10 protein-coding genes are annotated in these 10,939 nt (G+C 70.7%); 5 read left to right on the top strand and 5 right to left on the bottom strand.

Annotation, left to right across the window (positions count from 1 at the left end):
• Positions 1-431: 431 nt before the first annotated feature.
• Both QM633_RS05465 and QM633_RS05460 read left to right on the top strand, forming a co-directional pair.
• The gene (locus QM633_RS05465) at positions 432-677 is read left to right on the top strand and encodes a DUF6582 domain-containing protein (RefSeq protein WP_415152720.1); all 246 of its coding nucleotides are present in this window, start codon (positions 432-434) and stop codon (positions 675-677) included.
• Between the two features lie 177 nt (positions 678-854).
• Positions 855-1,124: a Rho termination factor gene (locus tag QM633_RS05460; RefSeq protein ID WP_415152719.1), complete on the top strand. Its 270-nt coding sequence runs from the start codon at positions 855-857 to the stop codon at positions 1,122-1,124.
• A 131-nt stretch (positions 1,125-1,255) separates the two neighbouring features.
• Here the strand turns inward: QM633_RS05460 and QM633_RS05455 are convergent, their stop codons facing one another.
• The 4 genes from QM633_RS05455 to QM633_RS05440 all read right to left on the bottom strand — a co-directional run bounded on the left by QM633_RS05455 (position 1,256) and on the right by QM633_RS05440 (position 6,585).
• On the bottom strand, positions 1,256-2,617 hold the full coding sequence (locus QM633_RS05455) for an ABC transporter substrate-binding protein (protein ID WP_415152718.1): 1,362 nt from the start codon (positions 2,615-2,617) through the stop codon (positions 1,256-1,258).
• A 58-nt stretch (positions 2,618-2,675) separates the two neighbouring features.
• The gene (locus tag QM633_RS05450; protein WP_415152717.1) at positions 2,676-3,581 is read right to left on the bottom strand and encodes a carbohydrate ABC transporter permease; all 906 of its coding nucleotides are present in this window, start codon (positions 3,579-3,581) and stop codon (positions 2,676-2,678) included.
• Positions 3,568-4,467 carry a carbohydrate ABC transporter permease gene (locus tag QM633_RS05445; protein WP_415152716.1) on the bottom strand — a complete coding sequence of 300 codons (900 nt, stop codon included), beginning with the start codon at positions 4,465-4,467 and terminating at the stop codon, positions 3,568-3,570. Before QM633_RS05445 ends, QM633_RS05450 begins: the two co-directional genes overlap by 14 nt.
• 276 nt (positions 4,468-4,743) lie before the next feature.
• Complete coding sequence (locus QM633_RS05440) at positions 4,744-6,585, bottom strand: ANTAR domain-containing protein (protein WP_415152715.1); 1,842 nt, start codon at positions 6,583-6,585, stop codon at positions 4,744-4,746.
• A gap of 338 nt (positions 6,586-6,923) precedes the next feature.
• Between QM633_RS05440 and QM633_RS05435 the strand changes: the two genes are divergently transcribed.
• Both QM633_RS05435 and QM633_RS05430 read left to right on the top strand, forming a co-directional pair.
• Entirely contained in the window at positions 6,924-8,057 is a 1,134-nt protein-coding gene (locus tag QM633_RS05435; protein ID WP_415152714.1) for a glycosyltransferase, read from the top strand.
• Entirely contained in the window at positions 8,054-9,067 is a 1,014-nt protein-coding gene (locus QM633_RS05430) for a hypothetical protein (protein ID WP_415152713.1), read from the top strand. The genes QM633_RS05435 and QM633_RS05430 overlap by 4 nt, the downstream gene beginning before the upstream one ends.
• A 306-nt stretch (positions 9,068-9,373) precedes the next feature.
• Here the strand turns inward: QM633_RS05430 and QM633_RS05425 are convergent, their stop codons facing one another.
• Positions 9,374-10,480, bottom strand: coding sequence for a GNAT family N-acetyltransferase (locus QM633_RS05425; protein WP_415152712.1), 1,107 nt, complete (start codon positions 10,478-10,480; stop codon positions 9,374-9,376).
• A 152-nt stretch (positions 10,481-10,632) separates the two neighbouring features.
• Between QM633_RS05425 and QM633_RS05420 the strand changes: the two genes are divergently transcribed.
• On the top strand, positions 10,633-10,939 hold a 307-nt coding region (locus QM633_RS05420; RefSeq protein ID WP_415152711.1), incomplete at its 3' end, for a hypothetical protein.

The raw sequence follows: 10,939 nt of genomic DNA, 5'->3' as shown, positions 1-10,939 counted from the left end.
GAGCGGCCCGCCCCGCTGGGTGGGCGCAGCGAGGGCGGCGCGCGAGAGTGACGGCCCCACCCGAGGAGCAGCGGAGGGCGCCGTGCGCGCTGCCCCGGGCCGAAGGGATCGTGGAGCCGTCCTCCCCCTGCGTGGGTGCCTGGTCGGTGGCCGGTCGCGGACAGGCGGAGGCCGCCCTGTTCGATCGGCTGGGCGGTGTCTACGGGGCACCGGGGCTCCGGCTGCGGCCCGGCGAACCGCCGGTTCGCGCACGACGATGTCGGTTCACCCGCGACGGTTGCGGGTACGGGGTCATCGACGGATCCCCGCGGCGGCGCTACTGATGGACGCACCGGACGCGCGGTCCGTGCCAGGGCCGGCCACCCTGCGGCGAGGACACGTCCGCTCGGGCCGGACCACCTGCCAGGACGACCGGGAAAGCGAAAATGGACATGGCGATCAGGAAGCGCAGCGATGTCAACCCCGAACGGGGCGAGAAGGAGTATGGCGAGGTCCCATTCGCCGATCCGACCAACCACAAGTATCCGATCGACTCCGCGGAGCACGTGCGGGCCGCATGGTCCTACATCAACAAGAGGTCCAATGCCGACAAGTACAGCCACAAGGACGCCGAGGAGATTCGGAATCGCATCCGTGACGCCGCCGCCCGGTTCGACATCGAGATCGAGGCCGGTTAGCCCGTCCTGCCCACCCGGCGGCGCCGGCGGGTCGCCGGCTCGAACCGGGGATGAGCATCGTGGCGCGGCCGGTGCCGCACGGCTGTCCCGCTCGGGAAGCAGAAGTCCGGGCCGGGCGCGGGTTGTGCGCGCACCGGGCGGGGTACCTGTGTGCCATCGGTGAGTGAGGAGGAACAGATGCCACGACGCGACCCCGGACCTTCGGTGAAGGATCCCGAGATGTACGAGGCGATGCGGGACGAGGGCGCCAGCAAGGAGAAGGCCGCCCGGGTCTCCAACGCCGCGGCCCGGACGTCCCGCTCGGCGGTGGGCCGCAAGGGTGCCACGGCGGCCGACTACGACGAGCGCTCGAAATCGGAACTGCTCACGCGGGCCAGGGAGCTGGGGATCAGGGGCCGCTCGACGATGTCGAAGGCCGAACTCGTCCACGCGCTGCGCAACCACTGATCCCGGGCGACCCCCGTTCCGGCGGCGCCGCCGAGCCGTTGCCCCGCGCGCACCGCGTCCGGGCGGATCGATGATCGCCGGCCGCGGCGAAGCGAGGGTCGGGGCTTCCTGCTGCCCCGACCCGGGCGCCGCTAGGCGGACACCGCCTTGTTGGCCGCATCCTGCGCCTTCTGGAGTCCCTCGGCGACCGGAGTGCGTCCGAGGAAGATCTCGTTGAAGATCGGCTTCCATGCGCTGTAGGCGGCGCCGTAGTTCTCCCCCGCGGGCGCCGAGATGGAAGGCATCGAACCCTGCTTGGCGAACTGCGACGGGTCGACCTGCTTGGCCGACCAGTAGTCGGTGAACGCCTGCTGGGCACTGGTCACCGCAGGCATCGCCGCTCCGCTCGAGCCGATGAACTTCGCGCCGTCGCCCGAGCCCAGCCACTTCAGCACGGCGGTGGTCGCCTCGGGGTTCCTGGTCTTGGCGTTGCCGGACACGATCACCGAGTTGACCACCGACACCGCGCCCGCGGGCCCCGCGGGGAGGGGCGCGATCCCCCACTCGAACTTCGCCCCGTCGGACACGTTCTTCAGGTTGTAGACGCCGGACTGGAACAGCGCGATCTTTCCCTGCAGGAACTGGTCGCGGGTGAAGTCGCCGTTGTCGTTGGTGTTGGACGCCGCCGGCGACACCTTGTGGGTGTTGATCAGGTCGACGATGTACTGGAAGGCCGCCACCGAGGCGTCCGAGGCGAACACGAAGGCGCCGGTGTCGTCCTGGAACTGCCCGCCGTTGGAACCGATGAAGTTGTAGTAGATGCCTTGCAGGTCCTGTGCCGCCGAGTAGCCCCACTGCGTGGGCTTGGCGCCGTTGAAGCCGCTCTCGTCGCCACGCCTGCCGGCGCTGTCGATGGTGAGCTTCTTCAGGATCGGCAGCAGTGTGTCCGCGCTGCCGCCGTCCGGCGCCCAGACCAGCCCGGTCAGTTGTTCGGGGGTGATCCCGGCGTCGTCCAGCAGCGTCTTGTTGTAGTACATGGCGATGCCGCCGTCGGTGAGCTGCGGGACGCCCCACAGCTTGCCGTCGCGGGTGTACTGCTCGACCGCCGCCGGCACCCAGTCGCTCTTCAGCGAGTCGAAGTCCGAGCCGATCTCGAGCAGGGAGTTCGAGGTCACATAGGGCTGCAGGTAGGAGCCGTTCATCATGAAGATGTCGTCGGCGTTCCCGCCGCCGACATCGGTACGCAGCTTGGTGAAGTAGTCCGCCCACGGCACCAGCACGGTCTTGACGGTGATGCCCGGGTTCTGCGTGGAGAACGCCGCGAAGGACGCGTCGTACGCCTTCTGCACCTGCTCGTCCCAGAGCCGGACGGTGACCGAGCCCGAGGCCCCCGACCCGGACGCGGACGCGGACGAACTGGCTTGCTGCTGGGCCGGCGAACAGCCGGCAGCGCCGAGCAGGGCCGCGCCGGCCAGGCCGGTCATGAACGTTCGACGACTCAGTGGAGCTGTCACTGTCTTCTCCTTCTGGAGCTAGGGCTGGACCAATGGTCAGGCCATCGGGGACCGGCTGTCACTTGAAGCCAGTCAGCGAGATGGATTCGACGATGGTGCGCTGGAAGATGCCGAACAGCACCAGCAGGGGCGCCATCGCCACGGTGGTGGCAGCCATCACCAGCGTCCAGTTCGCGTTGTACTGGCTCTGCAGGTTGGCGGTGGCGACCGTGATCACCTGCCAGTCCCTCCCGGTGGTGATGATCAGCGGCCACATGAAGTTGTTCCAGTGGCTGACCACCGTGATGATCGCCAGGGTCGAGACGATGCCGCGGGAGAGGGGCACGACGATCTGCCACAGGATGCGCCAGTCCCCGGCGCCGTCGATCCGAGCGGCGTCGATCAGGTCGTCGGGAATGCTGCGGAAGTGTTCGCGGAGCAGGAAGACCGCGTACGGCGAGCCGAACATGAACGGCAGCACCAGGGCCCAGAAGGTGTTGCGCATGCCGGTCTGCACCATCATCACGTACAACGGGACGACGATCACCACCTGGGGGATCATCAGCGTCGCCAGGTAGACCCAGAACAGCGCGTCGCGGCCGCGGAAGCGCAGCTTGGCGAAGGCGTAGGCGGCCATGATCGAGAAGACCAGTTGACCGGCCAGAATGACCACGACCATCTGGGCGGTGACCGCGATCGGCGAGATGAAGCCGTACGAGCCGGTGAACAGCGTGACGAAGTTCTCCGTGGTGAACGGGTTCGGCAGGCTGAGGGCCGGCTCGGACGCGAACTGCTGCGGCGACTTGAACGCCGTCATGAAGCTCAGCACGAAGGGTCCCAGGGTGAGCAGCGCCCCGGCCAGCAGCACCAGGTAGGTGGCCAGATCGGCGATCCGGGCGTGCCGGCGCCGGCCGGGGCGGCCGGCGGCCGGGCCACGGTCGATCCGGGCGGGCTCTCCGACGGCGGTGGGCTCAGCTGAGGTCATAGGTGATCCTGCTCGAGAAGAAGCGCTGCTGGACCAGCGTGACCACGACCAGGATGACGAACAGCACCAGCGCCATCACCGAGGCCCTGCCCAGGTTGAAGCCGCCCTGGAACGCCTCCAGGTAGATCCGCGAGGCGATCACGTCGGTGGTGCCCTCCGGGCCGCCGTTCGGGGTCAACGCGTAGATCTGGTCGAACGCCTGGAAGGCGGAGATCACCCCGGTGACCAGCACGAAGAAGAGGGTGGGGCCGAGCAGGGGCACCTTGATCTGCCAGAAGGTCTGCCAGTCCGACGCCCCGTCCAGCTGTGCCGCCTCGACCAGGGTGTCGGGAATGGCGGCCAGTCCGGCCAGGAAGAACAGCGTCGTGTAGCCGACCTGCGACCAGATGGTCACGCCGGCCACCGCCGGCATCGCCCAGACCGGGTCGGACAGCCACTCCACGTCCAGGCCCAGCAGGTTGTTCAGCGCCCCGTCATAGGGAGCCAGGATCCACTTCCAGACCACGCCGAGGGCCAGCGGGGCGCAGATCCACGGGATCACGTAGATCACCCGGAACACGGTCGAGCCGGGCAGGCCGCGGGAGAGCAGCACGGCGAGGAACAGTCCCAGCGCAGTCTGCAGCGGGATCACCGACAGCACGAAGATCACGGTGCGCAGCATCGAGTTGCCGAAGGTCGGATCGGTGAGCACGTCCGCGTAGTTGGCCAGGCCGACGAATCGCATCGGGGCGAGCAGGTCCCAGCGGTTCAGCGAGAGCCAGATCACCACCACGATCGGCAACAGCAGAAAGACCGCCAGCCCGAGGAGGCTCGGTGCCAGCAGGAACGTGGCGGTCCGGCCGTGACGCATTCGTCCCCGGGAGCGGGGAGGGCGGACGGCGGACACGCAGGGAGCCTAGTTCGCCCACCGAGCCGGGAACCAGCCCTGGCCGTCCGAACGGAACAGCTCCGCGGCGACCCGCCCAGGACGGGAGGGCGACCCGGCCACGGGCGGCCGCGGCCGGTGGGCGGGGCAGGAGGGGCCGGGCGAGCGTCGGCAGGTGCGCCGGCTGTAGGTTCAACCGGCGCACCCCCTCGATGGGACCCGGGTCGCACCGAGGACTGCCTCAGGCACTGTTCCAGTACCCGGATATCGCGGGATCTCCCGAGGGTTGTCGGGTGGCTACGCGCTGTCCGGGTCCACGCCGGTCTCGATCACCCGCTGGGCAACCTCCCGCAACTTGAGGTTCCGGGTCTGGCTGGCTGCCCTGAGCAGGTCGAAAGCCTTCGCAGGGGTGAGCCGATGGCGCTCGACCAGGATGCCGACCGCCTGTCCGATCATCCGATGGCTCTCGACGGCGTACTCGAGGTTCGCGGTGCGGTCGGCGGCTCTCTGCGCGTCCACGAGGCGATCCACCGCGAGGCCGAATGCGTGGGCGAGGAGGTCGGCGGCGACCATCTCGTCGGCGCTGATCCTGCGGGGCCTGGGGAACTGCACCCAGGCTCGGGCCCCGGCGCTCGTGCTGCCCGGGACGAGCAGGATGCCCGGCCGGAGGCTGGCCGTATCCGGGTTCGGCGAGCCGGCGAGACCGACCTCGACCTCCTGGGTGAGGTCCTGGGCCCGGAGGCGACGGCCCTCGCCGAAGAGGTACCGCTCGCCGACCTCGACCTGAATGGTGCTGCCGCCGTCGAAGAGCACCGCGAACGCGTGCTCCGCACACCCCAGCAGCGAGCCGAGGTCGTCGAACTGGCCGAAGGCTGCGCACACCTCGGCCGCGGTCGCCCGCCGCGCCCTCGCCTCACGCGCCCTGGTGATGTCGCGGAGGACCCGGATCCGAGCGGTCGTTCCCGAGACCGGGTGGGTGATCGAGCTGCCGGTACTGTGCACCCAGACCGGGCGCCGGTCCCTGGTGTAGAAGAGCAGCTCGGCGTCGACGTCCTGGTCGTCCATGGTCTGGCGCAGCAGCGACCACGCTTCCGCGTGGCGTTCGGGATCCTCCTTCATCGTCGGCCACCACGGGTACGGCGGGGAGATCGGGCCGTCCTCGGCCAGGCTGAACCCGAAGAGGTCGGTGAATGCCTGGTTCAGCTCGACCACCCTGCCCTCGGCGTCGAACATCATGATCGCGTCCCGGAACGAGTGGAGGACCGCCTGGCGCCACAGGGCGTCCGAGGCCCGCTCGCTGTCCCCCTGCTGGAGCCGGGCGGCGGCCCGATCGAGCGCGGCGCCGAGCACCGCCGCCAGAGCGGTCGCGTAGTCGCTGAGGGACGGATCGGCCGAGGCGGCGTCCTCGACCTGGACCACGAGCTGCGGCGTCGAGGGGGCCGACGGCGGCTCGGTCGGAACTGGCGCACACAGCCGGCCGACCTCTCCGGCCCAGGTCGTCGGGTCGCTGTCATCCACCACCGCTGCCGAGCGGAACTCCGGAACCCGGCTCTCGATCAGGGTCGCGGCGGTCTCGCGGACCTGGCCGGGGTCCGTGCAGTTCCTGGTCGTCGTCCACAGGTCAAGGAGCACAGCGATCCTCCGGCCGGCCAGGCCGGAGTCGACGCCGCCGGCCCCGATCGCGAGCACTCCGCGGACGACGGCGTCCGCGTCGGCGATCGGGGTCAGCCACACGTCGAAGGGGCCACGACCAGCCCGGCCCACCATCCCGAACCGCCCCTCAGGACGGCCGGCAAGAACGCCTTCGACGGCCGGAACGAGCTCCGGCATCACCGTGTGTACCGACGCGCCGGGCGCTGGCGCGATCCGTCCGCTCGCCCGGATCCAGGCTTCGTTGCACACCACGCCCGAGGACGTCGCGCCCCAGACGACGGCGAGCGGGAGTTCGGAGGCCAGGCAGCTCGACACGGCTGCCCGCAGTTCCTCCGGCCACTCCTCGACGGGACCGAGCAGGCCGACGCTCCCCTGTGTCGTCGCGATCGAGGTTCCGACGCTGCCCAGCCGGGAGAGGGCCGAAAGCCACGGACCGAGCGGATCCGTCGCGGCCAGATGCTCGTCAGCCGACGTACCTGAGTTCACTGCGTCCCTTCCCGGGCCTCGATCTCCTGGCGCCGCCGCAGGAGCAGCGCAATCCTAGGTTGGGCCGGAAGAACTCGGCGATTTTCGGCGATATCCGCACACCGCCGCCCTCGGGCTGATAAAGGATCGTGTCTCGACCCGGCTGCCGCGCCGGCGTTTGCGCTGTGAGAGCACGGGTGTCATGATCAGCCCCGAGAGGTTCAACAGTGTGCCGACTCCTGCGATCGGCACATCACGATGGACGCCCATCCCCCCGCTTCCGCACCGGCATCGCCGTCACGACCGCTCCGCCTGGCCCGGACCGCCGCCCGCACCCGCCCCGTCGAGATGGGCCCGCAATGAGGATCGGCGTCGTCGCCACCTACCCGCCCACGCTGTGCGGGATCGCCGCCTTCGCCAAGCACCTGACGGACGCGATCGAGTCGTCCACCGAGTCCGAGTGCGTCGTCGTCCGTTCGGTTCCGACCCGGGACACCTCGCAGCATCCGCGGGTCCAGGAGCACCTCGTCGCCGGCGATCGGGACAGCCAGGTCGCGGCGGTGCGCGTGCTCAACTCGTGCGACGTGGCGATCATCGAGCACGAGTTCGGGATCTACGGTGGCGCGGACGGCGCCGAGATCCTGCCGGTGGCAAAGGGCGTGCGGCAGCCGCTGATCGTCACTCTGCACACCGTGCTCGCCGCCCCGAGCCGCAGGCAACTCGCCATCATCGAGCATCTGGCCCGGGCGGCGGACGCCGTCGTGGTGATGACCCACGCCGCGCAGGTCCTCGCGTCGCGCGTCTATCACGTACCGCCGGAGAAGATCCTCGTCATCCCCCACGGATCGACCTTCACCCCGCAGGCGCCGGCACGGATGGTGCCGAACCGGCTGGTCACCTGGGGGCTGCTGGGTCCCGGCAAGGGGATCGAGTGGGCGATCCGGGCGCTGCCGGCACTGGCCGACCTGCGTCCGGACCTCCGTTACCACGTCATCGGGGACATCCATCCCACCGTGCGTCGAAGCAGTGGCACGGCCTACCGGATGCTTCTCGAACGGGAGGCCGAGCGCCTCGGGGTGACCGAGAATCTCGTGCTCGACCCCGGCTACCACGCCGACCGCAGCCTGCTGCGGCTGATCGCGACCGCGTCGGTGGTGGTGCTGCCGTACGAGTCGACGGACCAGGCCACCTCCGGGGTGCTGGTCGACGCGCTCGCCGCGGGGCGTCCGGTCGTGGCCACGTGCTTCCCGCACGCCACCGAGGCGCTCGGCGGCGGTGCGGGCCTGGTCGTCCCGCACCAGGATCCGGACGCGCTCGCCGCCGCGATCCGGGAGCTCCTCACCACCCCCGGTGCGCTGGCCGCCGCGTCGCTGGCATCGGCGAGGGTTGGCCGTCACCTGTCCTGGAGCGCGGTCGTGGGCGCGTATCGGGACGTCGCGCGCCGGCTCGTCCATCGCCGACGGCGGATCACCCGAGGGAGGGCGAACCCGTGACCTTCGTCGGACCGCTGCCGCCCCCCAACCTCAGCCATCTGGTCCGGATGACCGACGGTCTCGGCCTTCACGAGCACGCACGCGGGCGCACACCGGCCCACGAGTTCGGATACTGCGTCGACGACGCCGCCCGGGCGCTCGTACTGGCGACCAGTGTTCGGGCCAGCCCGGCCGTCCTGTGGCTCCAGCAGCACTATCTGGCGTTCGTCCTCGGTGCCGCCCATCCTGACGGCGGGTGTCACAACCGGCTCAGTCCCGGGGGCGAATGGACCGACGAGCCGGGTGTCGGCGACTGGTGGGGGCGGGCGATCTGGGCGACCGGGACGCTTGCCGCCACCGGCGCGCCCTCGCCGGCCAGGGACGCGGCCGCGCGGGCTTTCGCGCTGTTCACCTCGACCAGCTCGACCCACCGGCGCGCCATGGCCTACGCGGCGCTGGGCGCGGCCCGGCTGGCTGCGCACGACGACGGGGCGCGATCGTTCCTGCACGCGGCGGTCTGCCGGATCCTTCCCGATGGCGGCGCGGAGCCCGCGTCCTGCTGGCCCGAGCCACGTCTCAGCTACGACAACGCGGTGCTGCCCTTGAGCCTGTTGTCGGCCTCGGTGCCGCTCGGCCGCTCGGACTGGCGGGCCACGGGACTCGGCTGGCTCCGCTTCCTCATCGCACGCCAGATGCGCCGAGGTCACCTCTCGGTCGTGCCCTCTGCCGGCGCGGACATCGGTGAGGGCGGCGGGCCGCCGTGCTTCGATCAACAGCCCGTCGAACTGGCGAACCTCGCCGCCGCCGCCCGGCTCGCCCACCAACTCACCGGGGAGCCTGTGTTCGGCCCTGTTCCCAGGCTCTGCGCGGAGTGGTTTCTCGGCAAGAACGACCAGGGCGTGCCGCTGTACGACCTCAGCGACGGCTCCTGTGCGGACGGGCTCACGGCCGAAGGTGTGAACAGCAACCGCGGCGCCGAGTCGACCATCGCCGCGAACCTCACCCTGTTCCACGCGCAGGGGGTGAGGTGAGTTGCCGCCGGCCGGGCCCCCGACCCGGCGGGTCGAACCCGGATGCGGCCAGGCGCGGGCTGTTCCTGCGCCGGCCGGGGGGTCGGGGTCACCCGTTGGGGCACTTGGACGGTGCCGTGCCGGTTTGTACTGTGGAAGGCCTGCCGTCTGGCTGGGCGAACGGGGGTTGGCCCGCGGCGGCGCAGCGAGTCGTGTCGGGGGGCGTCGGCTCGCGAACCACAACGGGCCTGGCCGCTGGGATAGACCTTCAGGGTGCGGCCAGGCCCGTTGCTGCCGCGAGGCGGAGTGGCCGACGGCGGGAGCCGGTCAGAGGACCTTCTGCCAGGCCGCCATCACGCCAAGGGGCCGGTAGCCCAGCGCGACATTGATCGCCAGCATGTAGCGGTTCTCCTGCGCGTTGTCGGTGTGGATGCGCCGAAGTCCCGGCCTGCGTTGGCGCAGCGCCACCAGGTTCTGTGCCTTGAGCGCCATGCCGAGCCGTCGGCCGCGATGCTCGTCCCGGACGATCGTCGAGCCCTGGTAGGCGAACGGGACTTCGGGGTCCGGATGCATCACCTCGGTGTAGCCCACGAGCACGCCCGTGGGCACGTGCTCGGCGGCGGTGATCGTCACGTGGAGGTTTCGCTCGGCGAAGGTCTGCAGCCAGCGCTCGACGCGAGCGGCGTCCCAGATCTCCGGCTCCCAGGCGAGGTCGCCGAGGGGGACGTCGGTCGACATCCGGGCGACGAGCTCGCCCAGGCCGTCACGCCACCGGGCCGGGACGTCGTCGTGCCAGACATGGAGCCGGTAGTCGGTTCCCGCCGCGGCGAGGGCGGTGTCGCGGGCATCGACGACGGCTTCCAGCTCGTCGGGCACCGGGAGCATCGACTGGCGGCTGACCTGCCCCAGTGCGTAGCCGCGACCGAGCGCCAGCCGCGTCGCCGGTCCGCCGGCAGGGACCCGGCCCGCGCCGGTGGGCGATTCGAGGGCACCCGGCCCGGCCGGCGGCTCGGGAGCGGAACTCGCCCAGCCGAGCACCACCGTGCGTCCCTGCGCCGCGACCTCGCGTTCGACGTGCGCCAGGAGCGCCGAACCCACCCCTCGGCCCCGGGCCGTGGGGCGCACCCACAGACCGATCCTCGCCAGGTGCGGGTTGTCGGCCTCCGGCAGCCCGACGTGCGCCACGGCGAGGCCGTCGCCCCGCGCAGGGTCGCCGTCCCCCTCGGGGACGCTCACGAAGAGGCGGTGGCGACCGTCGGTGGTCCCGGCGAGCTTCGGCTGCCACACCCAGGTAGGCGTCCAGAAGTCGTCGAACCCGAACGTCTCCCGGTAGCACTCCCCCTGGATGTCGGACAGCTCCTGCACCGCCCACGGCGAGGAGCCCGCCGGACGCGGTTCCACGATGCGCGATTCAGCGTCGGCGGTATGAGTCACGGGCAGAAGTGTGGCACGGCAGCCACCGGACCGGCCGCGAGCTCGTGGCGGTTCCGGGGCACCCCCTTCGTCCACGTTTGCCTGAACGCGACGGCGCAGCTCTGGGCGCGATGGCGCGTCCCCGGAGTGAAATCTGCTGTCAGGATGATCGCGTGCAACCAGGTGAGGTGAGCCACCAGGAGTTCCCGCACTCAACGGCGACGGCTGAGGGTATGCGGGTGGTCGACGCCGCGCGCGGTCTGACGAATGTGTACGTCCATCTGGGCGTCCCGTACGCGGTCAGGCACGAGCGCACGCTACGCCTGCAGATCATCCAGCCGAGCCGTGACTCGACATTCTGTGAGCCGGAGGAGGTGTTCGCCGATCGTCATCCGTGTGTCGTGTTCGTGCAGGGTTCGGCGTGGGGTGAGCAGGCACTGGGCGCCTCGATGGCGTTCTGGTGTCGTTTCGCCGAGCGGG

The organism is Propionicimonas sp., assembly GCF_047606205.1.
In the GTDB taxonomy this organism is placed as follows: Bacteria; Actinomycetota; Actinomycetes; order Propionibacteriales; family Propionibacteriaceae; genus Propionicimonas.
This window is presented reverse-complemented; position numbering and strand designations above follow the sequence as displayed.